This is a genomic window from Bacteroidetes bacterium SB0662_bin_6 (genome assembly GCA_009839485.1).
Lineage (GTDB): Bacteria > Bacteroidota > Rhodothermia > Rhodothermales > VXPQ01 > VXPQ01.
The window spans coordinates 20617-45854 of record VXPQ01000018.1; the positions used below are offsets into that span (position 1 = coordinate 20617).

The following is a 25238-nucleotide window of genomic DNA, read 5'->3' on the forward strand; positions in this document are numbered from 1 at the left end:
CATAACGTCCTGTCCGTTTTTTGCACCCCCTTTCCTGTTTCACGGTATATACTTCACGATACTCCGCCCGCGTCCGATCCCTGATCCCTTCCCATGACCGATTACTACGAAATACTCGGCGTCGATCGCAACGCGGATACGGAAACCCTGAAGCGGGCCTTCCGGGATCAGGCGCTCAAGTACCATCCCGACCGGAACCCCGACAATCCCGAGGCCGAACAGAAGTTCAAGGAAGTAGCCCAGGCCTACGAGGTATTGTCCGATCCCCAGAAACGCGGGCAGTACGACCGGTTCGGCCATGCGGGCGTACGTGGAAACGGGGGTGCCGGCGCCACCGGTTTTCATGACGTCAACGACATATTCAGCGCGTTCAGCGACATTTTCGGCGGATCGGGGACGATTTTCGATGAAATGTTCACCGGACAGCGCCGGGATCGGAGACGGCACAGCGGGCGCGCAGGAAGTGATCTGCGTATCACGCTTCCCCTTACGCTTGAGGAAATCAGTGAGGGGACCGAGAAAAAAATCAAGGTGCGCAAGTTTCTTGCTTGCGAACCGTGCAGCGGCACAGGCGCCGAGGAGGGCGAGGCGGGCTATGCCACCTGCTCCACATGCAGGGGCGCCGGGGAAATCCGGCAGGTCTCCCGCTCCGTGTTCGGACAGTTCATAAATGTCCAACCCTGTCCGGCCTGTCGGGGCGAAGGACGGGTGGTGCGTACCCCTTGTACGGCGTGCAGCGGCGAAGGCCGCCTGAAAGGGGAGGAAACCATTTCCATCAATGTGCCGCAGGGCGTACTCGAGGGAAATTACCTGACGTTGCGCGGGGTGGGCAATGCAGGAATACGAGGAGGTCCGGCGGGCGCGTTGCGCGTCGAGATCAAGGAAACGCCCCATGAGCATTTCACGCGGGATGGTCTGGATCTTTTCCATGATCTCTATATCTCGTTTCCCGAGGCCGCGCTCGGCACCACGGTGGATGTGCCCACGTTAACGGGACGGGCGCGTCTTCAGATCGACCCCGGTATCCAGTCGGGCAGGATCCTGCGCATGCGGGGGAAAGGGTTGCCCGAGTTGCAGAGTACGCGGCGCGGCGACGAAATGGTGCGGGTGCATGTATGGACGCCGCAACACCTCACGGACGAAGAGCAGGCCATGTTGGGCGGGCTGCTCGGCGCAGAATCGTTCCGCCCCCGGCCCGACAAGCAGGACAGGAAATCCTTCTTCAGCAAGGTCAAGGACGTCTTTACGTGATGACGGACCGGGTTGATCAAGGCGATCGGGCGGATCAGGGAGTGAAACGGGATATAACCGGAGCGCAGGATGAAAACGGGGAAGCACTGCGCTGGATCATGCGCCAGGTGCCGTCCCCGGTGTCCGTCGTAACGGCGTCCGATGGCAAGGGAGAAATACGCGGCATTACGATCGGTTCGTTTACGAGCGCCTCACTGCGGCCGCCGCTCCTTTCGTTCAATATCAGCCGGGATGCAGGAATCTATGATTTCCTGACCCGTGCCGATCATTTTGCACTACATGTGCTGCACGAAGGTCAGGCGCATCTTTCGGATCGTTTCGCCACGCCGGACATGCCGGGCGACGAGCAATTCCACGCCGTGGATTACGAGGTCGATGCACATGGCACCCCCGTGCTCGCGGGAGTCATGACGGTGCTGCTGTGTACTCGCCATGCGGTGTATGACGCCGGCGACCATTCCATCGTATTAGGGCTCGTTACGGATATCCGGAAAACCGATACGGACAGCCGCCCTCTTGTTTATTTCGACCGTTCGTACCGCCGGGTCGGCAAGGAGACGCAGCCTGCATCCTTCGATCCGATCCGTCCGGTCCGGTATTGACACTCGCCGCTCCCGGGCATTGCACGTTCTACCCGCTTTTCCGCATCGTCCCAAGGTCCTCGCCCATGTGGATTTAATCAGAGGTTCCCAAACCGACTCACTCCAACCCGAATTCCTCGAAAAGCCGGACTGCGGCAGCAAGTTCGACGTTCCCTCCGCTCACGATGATACCGACGCGTTCGGGCAACGCCGGACGATCTTCCTCGAAAAGCCAGGCTACAGCGAGAGCACCGGTGGGCTCGACGACCAGCTTCATGCGTTGCCACAGAAAATGCATGGCGCGCACGATGGAAACCTCCCGGACCGTATACATGGCATCCACATACGTGCGTACAAGCGGGAACGTCGTGGCGCCGAGCGAGGGGGTTCGGGCGCCGTCGGCGATCGTATCCGGGTTGTGCATCGTATGCAGCGTGCCGGTCCGGAAGGAACGGGTCGCATCGTCCGCATTCGCCGGTTCCACGCCGGCTACGCGGCATGCGGGTTGCAAGGTCTTTGCGGAGATGGCCGACCCCGACAGCAATCCCCCTCCTCCGCAACTTGCAAGGAGCAGATCGAGGTCGTCGATTTCCTCCATCAACTCCCGGGCGCTCGTTCCCTGTCCGGCCACAATATGGGGATGATCGTACGGGGGAATGATCGCCAGTCCCCGGTCCTCGGCAATCTCCGAAGCAAGCGCCTCCCTCGTGGTTTCTTCCCGGTCGTACAGGACGATCTCGGCCCCATAGCCGCGCGTGGCCTCCAGCTTGATCCGGGGCGCATCGGACGGCATGACGACCGTAATGGGCACACTCAGGAGGCGGCCTGCAAGGGCCAGCGCCTGGGCATGGTTACCTGACGAGTAGGTTAGCGCCCCCCGGGCTTTTTCATCCGCCGGAAGGAGGGACAGGGCATTGCAGGCGCCGCGGAACTTGAAGGAGCCGGTGCGCTGGAATTGTTCGCACTTGAAAAAGAAGCGCCCCCCGAATCGTTCGTCGAACGTGGAGGACATATGGACCGGCGTGCGGCGCGCAATGTTGGCAATGCGCTGCGCCGCCGCTTCGATATCCGGATACGTAACGAGGCGTTCCGACACGGGAAAGGCGCACGGAAATAGGGAAGGTGCGAAATTGATCCCTGCCGTTACGATGGCCGCCGCGAGACGTTTCGCGGGTCAGGCGTCGTCCGTCTCCGCTACGGCTTCCTCCTCGCTTTCCTCGACGGGTTCGGTCTCCCGCCGTTCTATGACGACCTGGATATCGCTGACGAGCGATGCGAAAGCGCCGATGGCTGCGAGCGTAGGCGCGATCATGATGGCCGCCGCAGCGCCTCCGACGCCGAATACCAGCGGGAATTCCATAACGGTTCGGTTGTCCTTTTGCACCAGGATGCGCCGTGCGTTTCCTTCCTCGATGACCTCGCGGACCCTGTCAATCAGCTGATTGCCCTTGATCCTGATTTTTTCGAGCGTTTCTCTCGAAAGTTCGTTCAGATCGTTCTGCATGTCGTTGCGTTTGCGATAGTATGAAAAAATACCCCCCTGTTACGTGTCCTATACGTATGGAAATACCGTATGTTACAGCCCCTGTCGCGCAATTCCCGAAATACCATGAGCCGGCAAACGCCCGTAGGATCCGCCTCGGAAAGCAGGTTTGCGACGCTGGTCGCCCGCCTGCATTTCGTCTGGTTTATCATCGTGGCGGCGCTTTGGACCATTGTCATGGCTTTTGTGCAACTTCTCACGCATCTGATCTATCCCACGGCGCGTAATTTCAAACGGAATGCCCGGGTGTGGGGGGGCGTCATCCTCGGATTGAGCGGCATTCGGGTGCATGTTACGGACCGGGCCGGGATCGACAGGGACGCCCCGACCGTATTCATAAGCAATCATCAGAATTTGCTGGATATTCTTGCATTGAGCGCAGCGCTTCCATATTCCTTCGGGTTTCTTGCCAAGACGGAATTGGCCCGGGTGCCCTTTTTGGGTTTCGCTATACGAAACTCGGCGTCGGTCTTTATCGACCGGAGCAATCCGAGGAGCGCCTTGCGGAGCCTGCGTAAAGCCGGAGAACGTATTCGCAGCGGCAATTCGGTCCTGGTGTTTGCCGAGGGAACCCGGTCGCACGGGGCGCATCTTCAACCGCTCCTGAAGGGCGGGTTTGCCCTGGGGGTAGAGGCGGGTGTGCCGATGGTGCCCGTAGTCATCGTCGATGGCTACAAGCTGCTGCACGAAAGCAGGCGGCTCCTGCGCGGCGGAGTCCTGCACATGGTCGTAGGGGAGCCGATTTCTCTCGAAGGGAGGACGCGCCGGGACATTCCTGCTCTTATGGAGTATGTGCGCGAGCGCCTTGCCGAATCGCTTGCCGCCGTTTCCGAGTAATACTTTATTCGACCCCGTCCGATATATGGCTGTTACCGTAGAACAGGTACGATACATTGCTTCGCTTGCCCGGCTTCGCTTTACCGAAGAAGAGGAAGTACGGCTTGCCAAAGAAATGAGCGAGGTGCTCGATTACGTAGCGAAGCTGGAGGAACTCGACACCGACGGCGTTCCGACAATGTCGCATGTGCTGGATATGCGTAATGTGTTCCGGGAAGACAAGGAGATAGCGCGGATCACGCACGAGGAGGCGCTCAAGGGAGCCCCCGAGGCGGACGCCGCATATTTTCGCGTTCCCAAAGTCATCGAATAGCGTATCCGAAAGGGGTTTTTCAGCCGGGTACGAACGCTCTTTTACAGTTATCGAGGAACACATCCGAAACTATGGCGCGAGCGCGAGGCAGAAAAAAAGCCACTCCGGCGCGAGGCTCCTCTTCCGCGAACACCCGGGACCGGAACAAGACAGGACTCTGGGGCCGTCTCGACGGGCGCACCCGGCATATCGTGTGTATCGGCATGCTGCTTGTCGTCGCCTTCGGGTTTTTCGCCCCCGCCGTGTTCTCGGACCGCTCTCTGATCGGGGACGATACGGTGCGGTGGCGCGCCATGGCGGAGTACATGCTCGATTACAAGGAAGAGACGGGCCGGCAGGCGCTCTGGGCCCCGAACGCCTTCGGCGGGATGCCCGGATACATGATCGCCTACGCCGAGCAGGTGCCCCAACTCGACGATATCCCGGCGCTGCTCCGAAAAGTGATCTGGCCGGTTTCTCATTTTCTCGTGTTGCTGTTAGGCGCCTATTTTCTTGCCTTCTTTCTGACGAAGGACCGCTTTGTCGGGGCACTGGCTGCTGTGGCCTATGGCCTGACCACCTACATGACCTTCATTCTGATCGCAGGGCACAATTCGCGGTTTATCACGCTGTGCTTCGCGCCCTGGCTTGTGCTGGCGTTCGTTGCCGCGCTCCGGCGCCCGGGCTTGTTGACCGCGCTCCTTTTTTCGATAGCGCTGGGCGTGAATTTGCGGGGCGGGCATGTGCAGATGACCTACTACATAGCGTTTCTGTTGGGCGTCTGGTGGGTGGTCGAGGCTGTATACGCCGGCATGCGGAAAGACTGGAAGCCGTTTGGCGTGGCCACGGTCTGGTTGGTGCTGGGCGGCGTGCTGGGCTTGCTGCTGGTGGCGCAGCCCTATCTGCTCCATTTCGAGTACAAGACCTTTACCATTCGGGGGGCTGTGGATGCGGCGCTTTCCGGCCTGGACTGGGACTATGCCATGGGATGGAGCCAGGGCAGGGGAGAACTGGTTACGCTGCTTGCGGCGGATGCGTACGGCGGCGCCAGTCCGACCTATTGGGGGCCGAAGCCGTTCACGTCAGGGCCGCACTATGTGGGCCCGATCGTGTTGTTGCTGGCGGTGTTTGCAGTGAGGCAATGGAGAAACCGGAGCGTGCTTGTGCTTTCCCTCATGGCGTTGTTCGCGACGCTGTTTTCTCTGGGGTCGCATTTTGCGTTGCTTAATCGCTTCATGTACGAGCATTTCCCCCTGTTCAATGCCTTTCGCGTGCCCGAGAGCTGGCTGGCGCTTACCGCGTTTGCCCTGGCGCTTCTGGCCGCGTTCGGGCTGCGCGGAGTGGGCAGAGATACGGGGCCCGACGGCGATCCTGCCGCCCGGCGTACGTTCCGGTGGCTATTCGGGGGCGTTTCCGGGGTGCTGCTCGTGCTCATGCTTTTGCCCGGCGTCTTCTACGATTTCGAGCGAGCCGGCGAGGAAGCGCAGGTCATGCAGGCGCTGCTGGCGGAGAGACCGGATATTGCTCCGAACGATCCGCGTGTGGCGCCCGCCGTACGCAGTTACCTTGACGAGCAGCACGCCCTTCGGAAAGAGACATTCCGGTCCGAGATGCGGCGGTCGTTGTTCTTTCTGCTGCTTGCGGGCGGCATGATTCTTCTTTTTCAGAGGGGTAAAGCGCCCCGATGGGCGTTGCAGGCCGTCCTCGTGTTGCTTGTGGTGGTGGACTTGTGGGGCGTCGGGAGGCGGTATTTCAACAAGGACGATCTGGTTCGGGCGGATGCTGTCGAGGAGCAGATTCTCACCTACGACGTGGACCGCTACATCCTCGGACAGCAGGAAGCCGCCGGTGGTTCGGGGCGTTTCCGCGTGCTTTCCCTGGAAGCGGGAAGCCCATTTCAGAATGCCCGTCCATCCTACCATTATGAATCCGTCGGGGGGTACCACGGGGCGAAACTTCGTCTGGCGCAGGACTATATCGACGAGTTGTATGCAGATCCGGCCACGCGCTTGCCGAACGCGAACGCGCTGGATCTGCTCGGGGTCCGCTACGTGATTTCCCCGTCCCCGCTTCCCGGCCTGAATGTGGTGCACCAGGGCGCACAGACCGGTCTTTTTGTGCTTGAAAACATGGACGTTCCGCCCCGGGCCTGGCTGGTCGGCGAGACGGAGGTGGCGAGCGATCCGCCCGCGGCATGGGCGCGTTTGCGGGATCCGGCGTTCGACCTGCGCCGAACGGCCCTCCTGTACGAGCCGCTCGATGTGGACCCGGTTCCTGTCGATTCGATAAGCGTGGCGAACGTCCGCATGCAATCCTGGTCTCTGCACGAGATTGTGCTGGATGTGGCGACGGACGCCCCCCGGTTGCTCGTGCTCGGCGAAGTGTTCTATCCGGCAGGGTGGGAGGCTACGGTCGGCGGCGAGGAGGCCCCCATTTTGCAGGTCGATCATATGTTGCGCGGCGTGCCGGTTCCGGCGGGCGCGCATCAGGTGGTCCTGCGTTTCGACCCGCCCCGGCACCGTATCGGCGTGGCGGTCGGCGCCGGTTCGACCGTGCTGGTGTACGGCGGCGTGGTGATGCTGCTGGCCGCGGGATGGCGGCGCAGACGCCGGCAGACCCACTCCTCTGCATCGGAGGCATGAAGCGGCTCCTCTTCGTCACATACTACTTTCCGCCGTCGGGCGGGCCGGGTGTGCAACGCAGCCTTAAGTTCGTGAAGTATCTGCCCGAATTCGGATGGCGCCCCACCGTGCTTACCGTACGTCCGGAGAGCGCTTCCTGGCCCGATCCCGATCCGGATTCGGTGGCCGAAATTCCGGAAGGGACCCTGGTGGAACGCACCGGAGCATGGGATCCCTATGCCCTGTATGCCCGCCTGAAAGGCCGGAAAAAACAGGAGGTCATATCGGTCGGGTTTACCGGAGAGGACGGAGCGGTTCCCCACCGCCGGTTCGCGCGGTGGATCCGGGCGAACCTGTTTCTGCCGGATGCACGGGTCGGATGGGTTCCGTTCGCCACGGCGCGCGCACGAGCGCTGATGCGGCAGCAATACGATGCGGTGCTTACTACGGGACCGCCGCATTCCACCCATTTCGCCGGGCTGGCCCTGCGCCGTACGCACGGTACGCCCTGGCTCGTCGACTTTCGGGACCCCTGGACAGAGATCGATTATCATGCCGACCTGCCGATGACCGGCCCTGCCCGGGCGCTGGATGCCTTGCTTGAACGGCAGGTGCTGCGGAAAGCCGACGGATTTTCCGTCGTGAGTGCGTCCATGCAGCGCCGGTTTGCTCAGCGGGGGTATGCGTCGGAGGTGATCGAAAACGGGTTCGATCCGGCCGATTTCGAGGAATCCGCATCCTCTTCCACGGTTTCCGGCGACGCGTTTGTGGTAGCCCATGTGGGAAATATGAACCGGACCCGGAATCCGGAGGCGCTCTGGAAGGCGCTCTCCGCTCCGGAAACCGCCTCGGATTGGTCCGACCTGCAATGCCGGTTCACAGGGCACGTCGATTCCTCTGTGCTCGCTTCTGCGTCGGCCTTCTGTCCCGGGGTACGTCTCGATACATTGCCGTATGTTCCCCATCGGACAGCCATTGACCGGATGCGTGAAGCCGCGTTGCTATTGCTTTGCATCAACCGGGTAGAAGGAGCGGAGGGCATTGCGACCGGCAAGCTGTATGAATACCTTGCATCGGGTCGTCCTGTGCTGGCGTTGGGTCCTGTGAACGGAGACGCCGCGCGTATTTTACAGGAAACCGGTGCCGGGCGCATGTTCGATTTCGATGATACGGATGGAGTGCGCGCTTTCCTGCGTACGCACTACGAAGCGTGGCGCGCGGGTTCTCCCCTGCAAGGAGCGCCTCCGGACCGGATCGCCCGGTACAGCCGCCGGGAGCAGGCCCGGCAGCTTGCCGCATTGCTTTCCGGTCTTTCCGAAGGCTCATAGATAAACCTGTCCTGTGCGTATAGCCCGCCTGCCATGCATATTGTAACCGTCGTCGGCGCCCGCCCCCAGTTCGTCAAGGCAGCTCCCTTGCGCCGCGCCCTTATGGATGCCGGCATTCGGGAAACGCTGGTGCATACCGGGCAGCACTATGATCCGGAGATGAGCGCCGTTTTTTTTGAGGAACTGGGGTTGCCCGATCCCGATGCGAACCTTGGAACGGGGTCCGGCACCCACGCCGTACAGACCGGCGAGACGATGATGCGGCTCGAAGCCCTGCTGATGCAGGGGCCGCTGCCGGATGGGCTGATCGTGTACGGCGATACGAACGGCACGCTGGCTGGCGCCCTGGTGGCCGCCAAACTGGGTATTCCGCTCATTCATGTGGAAGCCGGGTTGCGTTCCTTCAACCGGCGCATGCCGGAGGAAATCAACCGGGTCGTGACCGATCGGCTGGCCTCTCTGCTTTGTTGTCCGACGGTAACGTCGGTCCGTAACCTTGCTGCCGAAGGGATCATGGAGGGCGTACACCTGACGGGTGACGTCATGCTGGACGCCACGCGTTTTTTTGCAGAGGCCGCCGGACGGCGGGCGCCGCTGACGTCCGTGACGAAACATGGACCGGGCGCGTATTATGCGGCCACGGTGCATCGGGCGGGGAATACCGACGATCCCGAACGGCTGGCGGGTATTTTCGAAGGACTGGGGCGGCTGGATGCTCCTGTCGTGGTTCCGCTGCATCCGAGGACGCAAGCCCGTCTTTCCGGGATTTCCGTTCCGGAGAATGTGGAGATTACAGATCCCCAGAGCTACCTGCGCATGCTCACGCTCGTACGTTGCGCCCGTGCTGTGCTGACCGATTCAGGAGGGCTGCAAAAAGAGGCGATATGGCTGGGCGTACCGTGCATCACCCTGCGCGAAGAAACCGAGTGGGTGGAAACGCTGGAAGGGGGCTGGAACCGGCTGGCCGGCGCTGATCCGGCCCGCATTGCGGAATCTGCCCTGATCCGTCCGGCAACACCCGCCCCCGAGGCGGGGAAACCGGGCGCCGCCGCCCGGATCGCCGCGTTGCTTGCGAACCGGTAACGCCGCACCCTGTGCTGCACGTCATGCTACCGAAATTGCTTTTCGTCTATATCCATCCCGCCTCGTTTGTCCGAGAGGATATACGCTTGCTCGAAGAAGCGTACGAGGTGGTATCGTTCCGGTTCGGAGGTGCGCAAAAGCCGGGCCTGTTCGCGTTTGCAGGGTTGTTTTGCAAACAACTCTTCTGGTTGCTCCGGGAGCTTCCCGGGGCAGTGGCCGTCTACGGCTGGTTCGTCGACTATCACATGGTCCTGCCGGTTGCGGCGGCCCGCTGTTTTCGGAAACCCGTGCTGGCCGTGGTAGGGGGCTTCGATGCGGTCTCCTTGCCTTCGTTGGGGCATGGCGTGGCGCTGACCGGCTGGCGCCGCCGGCTGGCCCGCATGGTGTTTCGCCGGGCGGATGCACTGCTTCCCGTGTCGCCGTCGCTGGTTCGGTCGAAGAACCGTTTTTCGGAAGGGCCGGAAGCACGGGAATACGGTTTCCGGATGCTTGCGCCGGATACGCCCGCTGCTGTTCTTGTCGTTCCTACGGGCTACGATCCGGGGGCGTGGCCTGCGGGTCCCGACGACCGGGCTCCGGTAGTGGGAACAGTCGGGTTCATCGACGAGGGACGGACTTTCCGGATCAAAGGGATTGATTTGTTTTTGGACGCGGCCCGTCTCATGCCGGATGTTCGTTTCCGGATCGTAGGCGTGCGGAATCGGGAAGCGATCGCGGCGCGATACGATCCGCCGCCGAACGTCGAGATGATTCCGCCCGTGCCGCGCGAGCAGTTGCCGGCGCAGTATCACGAAATGTCCGTGTATGTGCAGTTGTCGAGAGCGGAGGGCTTCCCGAACGTATTGTGCGAGGCGATGCTGTGCGGATGCGTGCCGGTGGGGAGCCGGGTGTTCGGCATTCCGGATTGTATTGGCGAGGCCGGTTTCCTGGTGGACGAGTCGCACGCTTCCGCGGTATGCGAGGCGATTCGGGCGGCGTTGCGCGCAGCGGATCCGGTCTTGCGCACGGCAGCCCGTGCGCGTATCGAGCGTTTTTTTCACCGGGATCGGCGCCGGGAGAAGTTGCTGACCATTTTAGCCGGATTCACAGGGGGAGGGCGTCATGTCCGCTGAGCGAGTGTGCGCATATCGCATGATGGGGCGGAATGTGGAGGTTCGCTGCGACGCTTCGAAGGGCGCGGCCATCCTGCAGGAAGAGCTGGCGGCCTATCCTCCTGCGGTTGCGACAGCCCCCCCGGACCTTGTTGTCCGGTATGCGCCGGTCGAATACGCCGGGCTGCGATTCGCCAATCCTTCCGTTCACTGTGAGATGGAGGACGGTTTCGTTATAAAGGGTCGCATGGCGACCGTGCGTTTTCGTCTTGAAGAGGATCGTCTCCTCGGCGTCGATTTTTATCCGGTTTCCGCAAAGTCTTCCCTGATGCGGGGATTGCGCCGCATGGCGGATATACAGTATACCTCTCGCGAGGAACGCGCCGGGGTTATTTTTCACGAGTGGGTGGCCGGACCTGCAGCCTACTGGGCGCCGGACCTGGCGCTTGTGCATGCCTCTTCCTTCTCGGATGCGCGCGGCGTAACCCTGATCGGGGGCACGGGCGGCACGGGCAAGACGTCGCTGGCGCTGGAGTTGTGCCGCCGGCACGGCTTCCGGTTCGTAGCCGACGACATTTCCTTCGTAGGGGGGAATGGGCATGTGTGGCCTAATCTGGCCTCGCCCAAGATATATGCCTACAACATTGAAGGCGATTCGGAACTGGCCGGTCGTTTGCTGGGCGGGCGCACGGCGGCAGACCGCTTGCACTGGGCATTGCATCGTCGCCGGGGGCCTGCTTTCGTTCGCCGCCGGATGGCTCCTGCCGCCCTGTACGATAGCTTCGACAGGGAAGGCGGTCCTTTATACCGGTATGTCATCCTGGTCCGGGAGGACCGGCCGGACCTCCATATTTCCGACATTTCTCCGGCCCGCGCAGCGGAGATAAGCGTACGCGTGATGCAGGCGGAATATGCCGGGTTTCACAATCATCTCCACTGGCATGCGGTGAATCGGGCGGCAGACGATCTTCCGCCGATTGTTTCCGTGACCGAGGTGCTCCACAGGTGGCGGGAGATGCTGGCCCGCGTGCTGGGTCAGGCATCCTGCCAGCTCGCCCGGATTCCCCGCTCGATGGAACACGGCGCATTTCGGTGCCGGATGGCCGGGTTGCTGGCGGATGCGGGTTAGTCGAGGGAGAGACTGTCTAACTTTCCTGGACCATTTCTCTGAAACACTGGCGGTCTGAGAAAAACAGACATATCTGTTCAGGAGGTTTGACTTCGGGCATGAGGTTTATGTGTAATTTTTTAAATTTATGATGTTTCGCGGGCAATCGCTCCTGTGATCATTTTCATGGATTTTAGGGAATGCATTGTGATCGCAAAACATACAGGCGTATCGTCATCCGGAAGACCCCCATTTTCATTTCAAAAGACGGTAGACGAGGACAATGTACTCTCCATTTCGTTTTTGCGGGCTGCAATCGATTCGTGCAGGTTGCTTTTGCGCCAGACAGCATAAGCGTCATCCGGTTTTTCCTGTCTCATGGATTGGCAGGCATGTGGTTGTTGGTCTTTTGTTGGCGTCTGCGCCGTTTCTACACGGAAAGAGCTTCGGTCAACTGGTAAGGAGTTGGCCGCATAGTTCTACTCTCGGGCATACGGCTTGGGTTTTTTCGGTCGCCTTTTCGCCCGATGGCAGTACCGTGGCATCCGCGTCCGATGACAGAACCATCAGGTTGTGGGATGTGGCTACGGGAGAAAGCATCCAAACGCTTGTGCATACACATCGGGTCACTTCGGTGGCCTTTTCGCCCCATGGAAACATGCTGGCCTCGGGAAGCGCCGACGGAATCGTCAGGCTGTGGGATGTGGCTACGGGATCCAACACCGCAACGCTCTCGCATGGACATTTTGTTCATTCGGTGGCCTTTTCGCTCGATGGAAAATCACTGGCTTCGGGAAGTGCTGACGGAACCGCCAGACTTTGGGATGTGGCTACGGGATTCAGTAAAACGTTCGGGACGCATGCCGGGGATGTCCGTTCGGTAGTTTTTTCGCCCGATGACAGTACTCTTGCATCTGCATCCGATGACGGAACCGTCAGGCTGTGGGATGTGGCTACGGGAGAAAGCCCCCAAACATTTGTGCATACACATTGGGTCACTTCGGCAGCCTTTTCGCCCGATGGAAACATGCTGGCTTCGGGAGCCTTTGACGGAGCCGTCAGGCTGTGGGATGTGGCTACGGGATACAGCACCGCAACGCTACCGGGCCATGCCAGGCCCGTCTATTCGGTAGCCTTTTCGCCCGATGGTAGTATTGTGGCATCTGCGTCCGGAGACAATGTCATCAGGCTTTGGGATGTGGCTACGGGATCCATCACCGCATTCCTCGCGGGGCATACGCATCCGGTTCGAGGGGTAGCCTTTTCGCCCGATGGCAGTACCCTTGCATCTGCGTCCTATGACGGAACCATCAGGCTATGGGATGTGATTTCGGGAAGTCTTGCCTCTACGTTTGGACCCGGAAGCAGACCCCTGACGGTTGTTTATTCGCCTGATGGTAGCATGCTGGCCTCGGGGGGGTGGCACGGAACCATCGGGCTTTGGGATGCAGCTACGGGATCCAATATCAGAATGCTCAGGGGGCACACGGGGTATATCAGGGTTATCTATTCGGTCGCCTTTTCACCTGATGGTAACATGCTGGCGTCTGGGGGTCTTGACGGAACCGTCAGACTGTGGGATGTGGCTACGGGAGCCAACACCGCAACGCTATTGAGAAATGCCGGGCGCGCCTATTCGGTAGCCTTTGCACCCGATGGAAACATAGTGGCCTCGGGAGGCAATGACGGGATCATCAGGCTGTGGGATGTGGCTACGGGGTCCGATATCGGAACGTTCAGGGAGGATTTGGATTTGGGGATTATCTATTCGGTCGCCTTTTCGCCCGATGGAAAATTACTGGCTTCGGGAAGCGCTAACGGAATCGTCCGGCTGTGGGACGTGGCTACGGGATTCATTAAAACGCTCGGGAGGCATGACCGAAATGTCAATTTGGTAACCTTTTCGCCTGATGGAAAATTACTGGCTTCGGGAAGCGCTGACGGAACCGCCAAGCTGTGGGATGTGGCTACGGGATTCAATAAAACGTTGGCGGTGCATTACAGGAATGTCAATTCGGTAGCCTTTTCACCCGATGGAAAATTCCTGGCTTCGGGAGGCGATGACAATGCCGTCCGGCTGTGGGATGTGGCTACCGGATTCAATGTCAAAACGCTATCGGGACATACGTTTTGGATTACTTCGGTAGCCTTTTCGCCCGATGGTAACATGCTGGCGTCGGGAGCGTGGGATGGCTTCATCAAGCTGTGGGACGTATCGGATATCGTAACCCATGCGTTCGATGCCGAAGGCGAGGTTCCAACAGCTTTCCAGTTGCACGGCAATTATCCCAATCCGTTCAATCCCTCGACGCGCGTGGTATTCGACCTGCCGTCGGCGGCCGAAGTGACGGTGCATGTCTTTGACGTTCTGGGAAGGAACGTGATCGTCACAAGCCCCGTGTCCTTATCGAGCGGCTGGGGCCATTCGCTTGAAATGAACGCCTCCTCGTTGCCCTCGGGCGTGTATGTCTATCAGATAAGGGCGCAGGCGGGCTCGGAGATGCTGGTCCAGTCAGGGCGCATGACCCTCGCGAAATGACGTAGGGAACGTAGCGGGGGTTTCGGCGGCGATGAACAAACCTGGCGGCGCGCGCGTCTAATGCCGGACCTTTCATTTCGCTATCTGCCGTGTCTCCAATCGATTCGGAATCGGGCAGGAAATCCCTGCAAACCACGCTCCGGCAGCGTCTGCGTCAGGCGCTGGGAGCCCGTCCGTTGCTGACGCGCCCTTCCGACCGGAATGCGGAAACGGGCTCGAACCGCCGCACCGTGGAAATCGTTCTGGCGATTCTCCTGTCGACACTCCTCTGGTTCACGTTCACCATGCGCGAGACGCATACGAGAACCATCGAATTGCCCGTTGAGGTAGTCAATGTACCCGAAGATCAGGCGCTTTCGCAGTATCCCCCGGAAATAGTGCATGTGCAGGCCGCCGGCGAAGGGTGGACCCTGCTCAGGCTCGGACTGCGTTCCCCGGTCGTTCCCATTGACGCTTCCCAGTCGCAGGTGCAGGTCATTGACGCCGTTTCGGAGTTTCTGCCGGAAGTGCAGGTGCAGTCCGTCACGCCTGCGGTCGCCAATTTGTTCAAGGAACGGCGGATGGTGCGCGTCGTCCCCATCCGGCCAAATGTAACACTCGAAACGCCCGCTACGTATGATTTGCTTGCGCCGCCGGAGGTGTTTCCGGATTCCGTGATTGTGGCGGGGGCCGTTTCTGTCGTGAGCGGCCTGACCGAGTGGCCCACAGTTCCGCAAGCGTTCCAGGCGGTGCGCGATACGTTCGAGGTGCGTCTGGCGCTTGTGGATACGCTGGGGGGGCTTGTGGAGAAGGATGTAGAGGATGTGCTGTTTCGGGCGATTTCCCGGGAGTTTACGGAGGATACCCGCGAAATCGTCGTGACGGTGCAAGGGCAACCGTCCACGCGCCAACTCGTATCGCTTGAGCCTGCGGCGGTAGAAATACGCTACCGGGTCATGTTGTCGCAGTACCAGGCCGCGCAACAGGCCATGGATTTTTTTGCAACGGTTTCCTGGGACGATATCCGCAGGGACACCACCGGTTATGTGGAACCGCATCTGGAGGTGCCGGACGGTATCGAGCTTCGGGATGTGGAAATGATTCCGCAGCGCCTTGCGTATTACCAACGCATCGATTGAGGCGGCCGATACGGCGCACGCATGCTTGACGAACAAGACATTCTTGTTTCCGACGAGACCCTCGACGATCCCGGCCATGTACAACATGTGCTTGCGCGCCGGGTGGAGGAGATCTTGCATCAGGCAGGAGACATTGACGGGGAGCGGCGCATTGTGCGCCTGATCGTCCCGATGGCGCCGCTCGATGCGCCCGCGTGGCTTGCGGCGCAGACCCTGCTTCCGAAAATATACTGGCACGGGCGCCGGGACAGCATGGTAACGGCGGCGGTCGGCGAGGCGGACCGGTGCATGGGCGGCCCGGATGCAGGGTATGGTACGCTACGCGCGCAGCTCGATGCCGTATTGCCGAAAAGCGATGCCCGGGCGCGCTACTTCGGAGGATTCCGGTTCGATCCGAGCGCTTCCGACGACGAGGTCTGGCAGGGTTTTCCGACGTTTCTGTTCACGCTCCCCCGGTTTGCGTATCTGCGGAACGAAGACCGCGGCGTATTAGCGTGTAATCTTATTCTGCCCCGCGACCTGTCCCGCAAGGACGCTATTCTGTCCGATATCGAGCGGCTCCGGTTCCCGGATCATTTTGCCGGTGCGGCATTCGGCGCGCACATGCCGCTTCTGCTTTCACGGACGGATAAGCCGGACCAGGCGGGTTGGGGGCGGGGCGTCGGATGGGCGCTGGACGCGTTCGCGCAGAGCCGCCGACATCTCGAAAAAGTGGTGCTCGCCCGCCGCACGCTCCTGACCTTTTCTGAATCGCTCGACGCCTTCGCCTTGCTGAAGAAGCTTCAAGGGGCCACCCCGAGTTGTTTTCATTACGGATTTCAGTTCGAGCCGGGCGCTGCCCTTGTGGGAGCTACGCCGGAGCGCCTTTTCCATCGCAGCGGACGGTACATACGCACGGAGGCTGTAGCCGGCACCTGCGTGCGGGGCGATACGGAGGCCGAAGACGCCGGGGCGCTGGCCTCGTTGCTTGCCAGCGCCAAGGACCAGCGCGAGCATGCGTACGTACGGGAAAGCATTCGTACTGCGCTCGATCCATTGTGTCAGGAATTTCGAATAGACGAAGAGGCGTCCGGGTTGCAGCAGGCCCGGAGGTGGCATCTCGTTTCGCGCAGCAGCGGTCTGTTGAAGCGAGATATACACGGAAGCGATGTCATGGCGGCGCTTCATCCTACCCCTGCCGTGGGCGGGTATCCTGTCGAGCCTGCGCTGGCGGCCATCCGCGATCTGGAAGGATTCGACCGGGGCTGGTATGCGGGGCCGGTAGGGTGGATAGGTCCTCAGGGGGCGGAGTTTGCGGTGGCGCTCCGGTGCGGTCTCGTCCGGGATCGCACTCTGTTTCTGTTTGCCGGCGCCGGGATTGTCGAGGGATCCGATCCGATGGCGGAATGGAATGAAATCGAACAGAAGATCAGCGATATCCTGGGGGTGCTGGAGTGAGGGCATGGGATTTTTACCGGGTGCGCCGACCCGACCCGTGCTTTATATTTTCAGGCAGGTGAAATGCAGCGAGGCACATGACCACTCCCGAACCGTCCGGCATCAACCAGATATGGGCCGATCTTCTCGTGGAAGAGTTGATTCGCGCCGGCGTCGGCCTGTTCTGTCTTGCGCCGGGCTCCCGGAGCGCTCCGCTGGCGCTTGCCGTGGCGGCCCATCCCCGCGCGGAGTGTGTGATGCACTATGATGAGCGGGGCACGGCGTTTTGCGCCCTCGGGTACGGGCGCGCCGCGCGGCGGCCTGCCGCATGGATTACGACTTCCGGGACGGCGGTTGCGAACGGCATGCCTGCCGTGGTGGAGGCATCGATGGACGGTGTGCCGATGCTTCTCGTGACGGCGGATCGCCCTCCGGAACTGCGGGCTGCCGGCGCCAATCAGACCATTGATCAGGTAAAGATTTTCGGAAACTACGTGCGGTGGCAATTCGACCTGCCCGCCCCGGATCCGGCGATCGACCCGGCGGTCGTGCTCACCACGGCGGATCAGGCGGTGTACCGGGCGAGACGAATGCCCGCCGGTCCGGTGCATCTCAATGTGATGTATCGCGAGCCCCTGTTTTCCAATCCCGATAGAAGTCGCTATGCAGCGTATCTCGATGGATTGCGGGCGTGGCAGGATTCGGAGAAACCGTATACCCGGTACGGCTCGGGCCTGGACATTTCAAAAACTCCTACGGCCGGGTCCGAATCGGCCGCAGGCATTTCAAAAACTCCTAAATCCGGGCATGATCCGGCCGCGGATATTTCAAAAACTCCTATAACATATTCCTTCGATGCGCCTCGATTCGAGTCCCTGATGCATGCCCTGCGCCGGGCGAAGCGCGGGTTGGTCGTGGCCGGGCGCTTCCATACCCGGACCCAGGCCGATGCGGTCCGGCGGCTGGCGAGCGAACTCGGCTGGCCGCTACTGCCCGATGTGTGTTCGCAACTCCGATTTTCGGGTGCATCGCCTGCGGACTGGCATACTGACGGGGTTGCGGAAGGCGGCGCGACGGCTTCGCGGTACGATCTGGCGCTGGCGAGCGAAGCGTTTCGGGTGTCCCATGCGCCGGACGCCGTATTGTATTTCGGCGGGGCAGCCGTGTCGAAGCGGCTGAATGCCTGGCTGGCCGATGTGCGTCCCGCCTTGTTTGCGGTCGTGCGCGAATCTCCCGACCGGATGGATCCCGGCCACTGCGTGACAGAATATATCGAGACCGGTATTGCGCCTTTCTCCCGGTCCGTTATGGATCATCTGAAAACGGGACAAGGAGCGAGCGAGGGGACCGGTAATAAGGATTGGACAGCAAGTTGGGCGGCAGCCTCCGACACCGTAGCCCGCACGATGGACGAGCACATGCCGGACGGCCTTTCCGAGCCTGCCGTGGCCCGGTTGCTTTCGCGGCATACGCCCGACGAGGCCACGCTTGTGCTTGCCAGCAGTATGCCGATCCGGGACATGGATATGTTCGGGGATGCTGCCGGCAGGGCGCCGTTCGTAGCCGCCAATCGTGGCGCTTCCGGTATCGACGGCAGTGTGGCTACGGCGGTCGGACTGGCGTACGGGCGCCGCGCGCCGGCCATTCTCGTGGCGGGCGATCTCGCGTTGCTGCACGACCTGAACAGTCTGGCGCTGGCGGCTTCTGCGCCGGAGCCGGTTATTATTGTGGCAATCAACAACCACGGCGGAGGTATTTTTTCGTTTCTTCCCGTAGCTCGTTGCGGCGAGGCGTTCGAACCGATGTTCGGCACGCCGCACCCGTATCGTTTCGAGCAGGCCGCCCGCATGTTCGGTCTCGGCTACGACCATGTTCATGACATGGATACTCTGTCGGAAGCGTACGCAAGCGCACTTTCGTCCGGCGAAAGCCGGATCATTGAAGTCACGACCGATCGCGCCGAAAATCTGGAACTGCACCGGCGGCTGGAAACCATGATTTGTGAGCAGTTTGCAGACACCGTTCCCGTTTTTACCAACAACCCTGACCCATGACTCCTGCATTAGACTGGCAAGAAGCGAAATCCTACCGGGATATCACGTATCACAAGGCGGAAGGGATCGCCAAAATCACCATCAATCGCCCCGAAGTACGCAATGCCTTCCGACCTATTACCGTTACGGAGATGCGCGACGCGCTCCAGGATGCGCGCGACGATCACGAGATCGGCGTGATTATTCTTACCGGAGAGGGCCCGGAAGCTTTCTGTTCCGGCGGAGACCAGAAGATTCGCGGAGACGCCGGGTATACGGAAGAAGGCACGGGCGTCATGCGGCTGAATGTGCTTGATTTTCAGCGGGAGATACGAAGTTGTCCGAAGCCGGTTATCGCCATGGTGGCCGGCTGGGCTGTGGGCGGCGGCCATGTGCTGCATGTGATGTGCGATCTTACCATTGCCGCCGAGAACGCCCGGTTCATGCAGACGGGGCCCAAGGTGGGATCGTTTGACGGGGGCTACGGGTCCTCGTATCTTGCCCGCATCGTGGGCCAGAAAAAAGCCCGCGAGATATGGTTTCTGTGTCGTCCCTACGATGCCCGTCAGGCGCTGGAGATGGGCCTGGTGAATACCGTCGTGCCCCTGGAGAAGCTGGAAGAGGAAACCGTGAGCTGGTGCCGGGATATTCTGCGGAATTCGCAAATGGCCATCCGCTGCCTGAAAGCCGGACTGAACGCCGATTGCGACGGGCAGGCGGGCCTGCAGGAACTGGCAGGGAACGCTACGCTGCTTTTCTATATGACCGAGGAAGGGCAGGAAGGGCGCAATGCCTTCAATGAGAAGCGCAAGCCGGACTTCTCGCAGTTCCCGTATCGTCCTTGAACGCGCCCCCGACATCTGATTCCATCGCCGGAAAGTCTCCCATGCCATCGAAAGAGGAGCGTCCGAATTGGACGATCTGGATCCGGGCGGCCCGTCCGAAGACGCTGTGGGCCGCAGTGGCGCCGGTGCTCCTCGGGACGGCCTTTGCGTTCGGAGACGATGCCTTTCATGCGCTTTCCGCGTGTTGCGCATTCCTCGTTGCCGTGTTCATTCAGGTGGGCACGAATTATGCAAACGATTACCAGGATTTCGCGCAGGGCGCCGATACGGCGGACCGCAAGGGGCCCCTGCGCATCACCCAAGCGGGTCTGGCCAGTCCCCGGGCGGTCCGCACCGCAGCGGCTATTGCTTTTCTGATCGCTTTTCTGGCCGGTCTGTATCTGGTTGTACGCGGAGGGTGGTTTCTCCTGTTCGTCGGGCTGGTGTCCATTTTGTGCGGGGCCATCTATTCGGCGGGGCGCTATTCGCTGGCGTACCTCGGCGTTGCCGATCTTTTCGTGCTGGTGTTTTTCGGTCCAGTGGCCGTAGCCGGGACGCACTATGTGCAGGCGCTGGCGTTTTCCTGGCCGGTTGTGCTGGCTGGGTTGGGACCGGGGTTTCTCGCTACCGCCATTCTGCTCGTGAACAATACGCGAGACATCGAGGAGGACCGGGCCGCCGGGAAGAAAACGCTGGTGGTGCGATGGGGGCGCAGTGCAGGCGTAGCGCTCTACGGCGTATGCATGGCAGGCGCGGTTGTGGTGGTTGCGGCGTCGGCGATGCTTGCCGGCAATGGGTGGATGCTTATTGCGTTGCTTGCAACGCCCTGGGGTCTGGCCAACCTGCGAACATTGGGCGCCACAAGCGATCCCGCGGTATTGAACCCGCTCCTGGGTTCCACCTCGCGGTTTCTGCTCGCGTATTGCCTGCTTTTCGGCCTTGGACGGATCATGTAACCGGTTGTCCTGACCCCATGGACATTCCCTGTCTGCTTTCGACGGCGGCGCTCCGGGCGCCTCTTGAAACGGCGCTATCGGGTCCCGGCGTCGAGGTGCCGTATGGGGAACTCGACCGTCTTGTCTCGGGGGCGGCCCGCCGCATGGCGGAAAAGGGAGTGGGCAGGGGAGATCGCATAGCGCTCATCATGGACCGGAGCGTGGAAGCGGTGATCCTGCTTCTTGCGGCAATGAGGGCAGGGGCCGTTGCCTGTCCGATTTCCATGCGCCTTCCCGAGGCTACGGTAGCCGGGCGATGCCGCAATCTGGGCGTATCGCTTACGGTCGGCGACCGTCCGCTCGAAGCGGCGGTGGCGGCGAAAGATCTGATCGAACGGGGCAGAGGGAATGTGCCGCCGTTTTCCGAGGATGCACCCGCCACCATCGTGTTCACCTCCGGGTCGTCCGGTGCGGCCCGCCCTGCGCTCCATACGTACGGGAATCATTATTTCAGTGCGCTGGGCGCGCAGGACAACATGCCACTGGCTTGCGGCGATCGTTGGCTCCTGTCGTTGCCGCTCTGGCATGTGGGGGGGCTTGCGATTCTTTTTCGGTGTCTGCTTGCCGCAGCCACGGTGATACTGCCCGATCCGGCGGACTCCCTTGCTGCATCCGTCCGGAAGGTGACCCATGCTTCCATGGTGTCCACCCAACTCCGGCGGCTGTTGCGCGAAGCGGAATCCGGTGCGGTGCACCCGGAGAAGGCGCTGTTGCTCGGAGGCGGCGCCGTGTCACCGGTCCTGATTGACGAGGCCGTACGGCGCGGCCTGCCCGTACATACCAGCTACGGCCTCACGGAGATGGCTTCGCAGGTGACGGCTACGCCTCCCGGCGCGGGGCCGGTGGCCTTGCGTACGTCGGGCCGGGTGCTGCCCTGGCGGGAGCTCCGATGCGACGAAGCAGGGCAGATCATGGTGCGGGGGCGCACATGCTTTGCCGGATATATCGAAGGAGATCGGCTTGCGCGTCCTTTTGACGAGGAAGGATGGTTTGCAACCGGAGACATGGGCAGGCTGGATGCTTCCGGGCGGCTGATTGTACGTGGGCGTATGGATCACCTCCTGATATCGGGCGGAGAGAATATTCTGCCCGAAGAGATCGAGGTGGTTCTGGCAGGTGTGGAAGGGGTCGAGCGCGTGGTTGTTGTGGGCGTGCAGGACGAGGAATACGGCCAGCGCCCGGTGGCTTTTGTCGGGACGGCGGACGGAGAAATCGATGCATCCCGCCTGCGCGCCGCCGTGGAAGCGGTACTTCCCCGATTCATGACGCCGGACGCCTTCTATCCGTGGCCGACCGATCTTGCCGGAGAGGGGCTCAAGCCGGACCGCAGTCTGCTCCGGCAGCGGGCCGAGGCGCTCCAGGCTTAGGGTATCTCGGTATACTCTTATTAAGTTCGCAAAGCTCGCAGGCGCCGCAAGGATGGTGTCTGCGAGACAATGCGCACGAACCCATCTTCCCGGCGCGCGTAAAGCATGGTCCAATTCTTCCGGATCGCTTCCCCTTTCCTGACGACGCGCCTTGCCATGCGTTGCAGTCTGAATCTCGTGCTGTTCCTGTGTGTGGGCATGCTTGCAGCCTGCGGCCGCACCACCGCTCCTCCGGCTGCCATGGAAGACATTCGCTCCGAGGCGGATCCCGTGCAGGAAAGCTGGGGCGCCGAGTATTATGTGACGGAAACGATTCCCGGAGAGGCCTCCTCGCGTCCGCGTCTGAAGATGCGCGCGGATCATATGGCGACGTTCGAAGAAGGGGACAGCACCTGGACCGTCTTGCAGAGCGACTCGATCGGAGGACGCGTGACGGTTCTGTTGTACGATGAAACCGGAGATTCCTCCGCTACGGTCTTCGCGGATCGGGTTACGCTTCTCGACAATAGAAAGCGATTCGAGGCGATAGGGAATGTCGAAGTCCGTGCGCAGGGCGACAAGGCGCTGTGGAGCGAGCATCTGGTCTGGTTCGAGCGCGAGCAGGCTCTTCGAACGCCCGGGTTTGTCCGCATTTCGACGCCGGACGAACAGGTTCAGGGGTATTCGCTGGAAGCGGACGAGCGTCTCGACGAGTATACGTTGCGCAGCATGACCGGCCGGGTAACCGTGCGCGAAGAATGAAATACGTCGCCCGAAGCATGGTATGTCGTCTTGTAGTGGGTCTGTGCATTGGTGCGGGTGCGTCCCTGCCGATCTATGCGCAGGACGCCGACACCACCGGGGTGCAGGAAGTGGATGTCCGCGCCGATTTGCTGGAAGGCGCAGAAGAAGCGGGCGAGCGCATCCGGCGTCTCATCGGAAATGTGCGCTTGCAGCAGGAGGATACACGCTTGCGGGCGCGTCGGGCTGTCCAATACCCGGAACGCCGCGAGATCCTTTTCACGGGAGATGTGCTGGTGATCGAGCGCGGCGATACCCTGCGCGCCGATACGGTGCTGTACAACAGCCGCGACAAGACGGGCCATGCGCGCGGCGGCATAAGCCTTTCCGACGGAGACGTTTTGCTGGAAGCGCCGTCGGGTTTGTATTTCACCCGCTCGAAACGCGCCCGTTTTTCGGAGGGCGTCACATTGACCGACCGCGCCGCGGTGCTGACCAGTCTGGCCGGGGAATACCTTTCGGACGAGAAGCGGGCCGATTTCTACGGGGACGTGGTGCTGGTGGAAGACAATGCATCGCTGCGGGCGGATACGGTGACCTATCATCGGGAAACGGATATATCGCTTGCCCGCGGCAACGTGTTCGTCGAACGCGTCGATACGACCGGACAGGCCGATGCCAAACGACAACTCGTCCGGTCGCTTCTTTTCGGGGACCGGGCGTATAACGAGGACAGCACCGGCTACAGCCGCATGGAAGGCGATCCTCTGTTGCTGCGGATCCGGGAGGATTCGACCGGCGCCGACACGGATACGTTGATGGTGCGCGCCCGTGTCCTCGAATCGTCCCGGCGGGATTCGCTGGAGCGGCTCGTGGCCGTCGACTCGGTACGTATCCTGCATGGTAACCTTACGGCCGTTGCGGACTCGGTGGTCTATGACAGGATAACCACCGTGGGCGAAGACGGGGCGGACATTCAGCGCACCACTGCCTGGTTTTTCGATAATCCCCTGGCCTGGTTCCAGGACAATCAGGTAAGCGGAGATACGTTGCAGGTCGAGGGAAGCGGCGAAGAAGCGGAAACCCTGCTTGTGCTGGGAAGCGCCTTTGCGGCCCGTCCGGATTCGGTGACGAACCGGATCCATCAGTTGCGCGGCAAACGGATCGAAGCGGCGTTCGAACAGGATTCCCTGCGTACGCTTTCGGCGGGGCCGCAAGCCGAAGCCATTCATTTCAGAACCGGTGAGGATGGTTCGCCCGAGGGCGCTGTCCATATGTCCGCAGACCAGGTTCTGCTCCATTTCCTCGAGGGAGACATCGATCGCCTCGAAGCGATCCGCGATACGGAAGGCGTATATTATTCGGAGGAAATTCTTCCCGATTCGCTCTCGCTCGAGGGATTCGTATGGCGACCCGAGCGCCGTCCGTGGAAACGGGAATTTCTCCAGCGCGTCGAATGGCAGGGGCGCAATGGTTTCCAACCTTCCGGCGTCCCCGATCCGCTTCCGGAACCAATGGATTGACCCGTATGGCGTTTTCCGGCGACGCAGTTTCTCCCGCTACGCTCCCTGATGCTCCCGCTATGCTCCCTGTTGCTCCCGCTGCGCTCCCTGTTGCCCCCGTGACGCTCCGCGCCGAGCGTCTCACGAAGCGGTACAAGAATCGCGACGTGGTGGACGATGTGAGCATCCACGTATCGCAGGGGGAAATTGTAGGTCTGCTCGGCCCGAACGGCGCCGGGAAAACGACTACGTTTCATATGATTGTCGGAATGGTTCGGCCCAACGCAGGGCGGATTTTTTTGGGAGAGCAGGACATTACGTCCATGCCGATGTACAAACGGGCCCGTCTGGGTCTCGGCTACCTTGCCCAGGAAGCGTCCATTTTTTCGAAACTCTCCGTAGAGGACAACCTGCATGCGGTGCTTGAATTTCAGGGCATCGGGCGGGATGAGCGCCATGCCCGCGTCGATGGGCTGATTGCCGAATTCGGCCTCGAGCGCGTACGCCGCTCGAAAGGGTACGCCTTGTCGGGCGGCGAGCGGCGGCGCACCGAAATTATCCGCGCCATGGCCATCGAGCCGAAATTCTTTTTGCTGGATGAACCCTTTGCCGGCGTGGACCCCATCGCCGTGGAAGATATCCAGGCGGTGGTGGCCGGGCTGAAGGCGCGCGGCATCGGCGTACTCATTACCGATCATAATGTGCATGAGACGCTGGCTATTACGGATCGCGCCTGCCTGCTTTACGAGGGGCATATTCTGAAACAGGGCACTTCCGAGGCGCTTGCTCACGACCCGGAAGTACGTGAACGGTACCTCGGAGAGAAATTCACACTCGAACGGTACCAGTGAAAGTACCTTGCCATCCGAATCGTATCCTGTAATTTGCCTGGGAACAGGCCGCTATATGAAACCGGGGATACGCCATACGGCGTTTATAGCGTACAGCGGGTTGTCTGTTGAATAAAAACGGAAACTACAGACCGTGCG

Annotated in this window: 21 protein-coding genes; 19 read left to right on the forward strand and 2 right to left on the reverse strand. The window is 61.1% G+C overall.

Annotation, left to right across the window (positions count from 1 at the left end):
• Window positions 1–93: 93 nt before the first annotated feature.
• Complete coding sequence (dnaJ, locus tag F4Y00_02535; protein ID MYE03836.1) at window positions 94–1251, forward strand: molecular chaperone DnaJ; 1158 nt, start codon at window positions 94–96, stop codon at window positions 1249–1251.
• Window positions 1251–1853 (forward strand): flavin reductase family protein, encoded by a 603-nt coding sequence (locus F4Y00_02540; GenBank protein ID MYE03837.1) that lies wholly within the window; start codon window positions 1251–1253, stop codon window positions 1851–1853. Before dnaJ ends, F4Y00_02540 begins: the two co-directional genes overlap by 1 nt.
• A gap of 97 nt (window positions 1854–1950) precedes the next feature.
• Here the strand turns inward: F4Y00_02540 and F4Y00_02545 are convergent, their stop codons facing one another.
• Together F4Y00_02545 and F4Y00_02550 are read right to left on the reverse strand one after the other, a co-directional pair.
• Window positions 1951–2928, reverse strand: a complete 978-nt coding sequence (locus tag F4Y00_02545; protein MYE03838.1) for a threo-3-hydroxy-L-aspartate ammonia-lyase — start codon at window positions 2926–2928, stop codon at window positions 1951–1953.
• Between the two features lie 78 nt (window positions 2929–3006).
• Window positions 3007–3336, reverse strand: coding sequence for a DUF4342 domain-containing protein (locus tag F4Y00_02550; protein ID MYE03839.1), 330 nt, complete (start codon window positions 3334–3336; stop codon window positions 3007–3009).
• Between the two features lie 69 nt (window positions 3337–3405).
• Here F4Y00_02550 and F4Y00_02555 point away from each other — a divergent pair, with 69 nt between their 5' ends.
• The 17 genes from F4Y00_02555 to lptB all read left to right on the forward strand — a co-directional run bounded on the left by F4Y00_02555 (window position 3406) and on the right by lptB (window position 25100).
• Entirely contained in the window at window positions 3406–4212 is an 807-nt protein-coding gene (locus tag F4Y00_02555; protein MYE03840.1) for a 1-acyl-sn-glycerol-3-phosphate acyltransferase, read from the forward strand.
• Window positions 4213–4237: 25 nt separating this feature from the next.
• Entirely contained in the window at window positions 4238–4525 is a 288-nt protein-coding gene (gene gatC / locus F4Y00_02560; protein ID MYE03841.1) for an Asp-tRNA(Asn)/Glu-tRNA(Gln) amidotransferase subunit GatC, read from the forward strand.
• Between the two features lie 71 nt (window positions 4526–4596).
• Window positions 4597–7146 (forward strand): YfhO family protein, encoded by a 2550-nt coding sequence (locus F4Y00_02565; protein ID MYE03842.1) that lies wholly within the window; start codon window positions 4597–4599, stop codon window positions 7144–7146.
• Window positions 7098–8453 (forward strand): glycosyltransferase family 4 protein, encoded by a 1356-nt coding sequence (locus F4Y00_02570; protein ID MYE03843.1) that lies wholly within the window; start codon window positions 7098–7100, stop codon window positions 8451–8453. Before F4Y00_02565 ends, F4Y00_02570 begins: the two co-directional genes overlap by 49 nt.
• 33 nt (window positions 8454–8486) lie before the next feature.
• A complete protein-coding gene (locus F4Y00_02575; GenBank protein ID MYE03844.1) occupies window positions 8487–9536 on the forward strand; it encodes a UDP-N-acetylglucosamine 2-epimerase (non-hydrolyzing) in 1050 nt (349 codons plus the stop codon).
• Between the two features lie 23 nt (window positions 9537–9559).
• The gene (locus F4Y00_02580; protein MYE03845.1) at window positions 9560–10648 is read left to right on the forward strand and encodes a glycosyltransferase family 4 protein; all 1089 of its coding nucleotides are present in this window, start codon (window positions 9560–9562) and stop codon (window positions 10646–10648) included.
• The gene (locus tag F4Y00_02585) at window positions 10638–11756 is read left to right on the forward strand and encodes a hypothetical protein (GenBank protein MYE03846.1); all 1119 of its coding nucleotides are present in this window, start codon (window positions 10638–10640) and stop codon (window positions 11754–11756) included. The genes F4Y00_02580 and F4Y00_02585 overlap by 11 nt, the downstream gene beginning before the upstream one ends.
• Before the next feature lie 262 nt (window positions 11757–12018).
• Window positions 12019–14274: a T9SS type A sorting domain-containing protein gene (locus F4Y00_02590; protein MYE03847.1), complete on the forward strand. Its 2256-nt coding sequence runs from the start codon at window positions 12019–12021 to the stop codon at window positions 14272–14274.
• An 89-nt stretch (window positions 14275–14363) separates the two neighbouring features.
• Window positions 14364–15392 carry a hypothetical protein gene (locus F4Y00_02595; protein MYE03848.1) on the forward strand — a complete coding sequence of 343 codons (1029 nt, stop codon included), beginning with the start codon at window positions 14364–14366 and terminating at the stop codon, window positions 15390–15392.
• 21 nt (window positions 15393–15413) lie between these two features.
• Window positions 15414–16829 (forward strand): isochorismate synthase, encoded by a 1416-nt coding sequence (locus tag F4Y00_02600; GenBank protein ID MYE03849.1) that lies wholly within the window; start codon window positions 15414–15416, stop codon window positions 16827–16829.
• A gap of 77 nt (window positions 16830–16906) precedes the next feature.
• On the forward strand, window positions 16907–18862 hold the full coding sequence (gene menD, locus F4Y00_02605; GenBank protein MYE03850.1) for a 2-succinyl-5-enolpyruvyl-6-hydroxy-3-cyclohexene-1-carboxylic-acid synthase: 1956 nt from the start codon (window positions 16907–16909) through the stop codon (window positions 18860–18862).
• A complete protein-coding gene (gene menB, locus F4Y00_02610; protein ID MYE03851.1) occupies window positions 18859–19686 on the forward strand; it encodes a 1,4-dihydroxy-2-naphthoyl-CoA synthase in 828 nt (275 codons plus the stop codon). The genes menD and menB overlap by 4 nt, the downstream gene beginning before the upstream one ends.
• 41 nt (window positions 19687–19727) lie before the next feature.
• Window positions 19728–20621, forward strand: coding sequence for a 1,4-dihydroxy-2-naphthoate polyprenyltransferase (locus tag F4Y00_02615; protein MYE03852.1), 894 nt, complete (start codon window positions 19728–19730; stop codon window positions 20619–20621).
• A gap of 17 nt (window positions 20622–20638) precedes the next feature.
• The gene (menE, locus tag F4Y00_02620; GenBank protein ID MYE03853.1) at window positions 20639–22027 is read left to right on the forward strand and encodes an o-succinylbenzoate--CoA ligase; all 1389 of its coding nucleotides are present in this window, start codon (window positions 20639–20641) and stop codon (window positions 22025–22027) included.
• A gap of 105 nt (window positions 22028–22132) precedes the next feature.
• Window positions 22133–22768, forward strand: a complete 636-nt coding sequence (gene lptC / locus F4Y00_02625; protein MYE03854.1) for an LPS export ABC transporter periplasmic protein LptC — start codon at window positions 22133–22135, stop codon at window positions 22766–22768.
• A complete protein-coding gene (locus tag F4Y00_02630) occupies window positions 22765–24270 on the forward strand; it encodes an organic solvent tolerance protein OstA (GenBank protein MYE03855.1) in 1506 nt (501 codons plus the stop codon). Before lptC ends, F4Y00_02630 begins: the two co-directional genes overlap by 4 nt.
• A gap of 59 nt (window positions 24271–24329) precedes the next feature.
• Complete coding sequence (gene lptB / locus F4Y00_02635; protein ID MYE03856.1) at window positions 24330–25100, forward strand: LPS export ABC transporter ATP-binding protein; 771 nt, start codon at window positions 24330–24332, stop codon at window positions 25098–25100.
• Window positions 25101–25238: the final 138 nt, after the last annotated feature.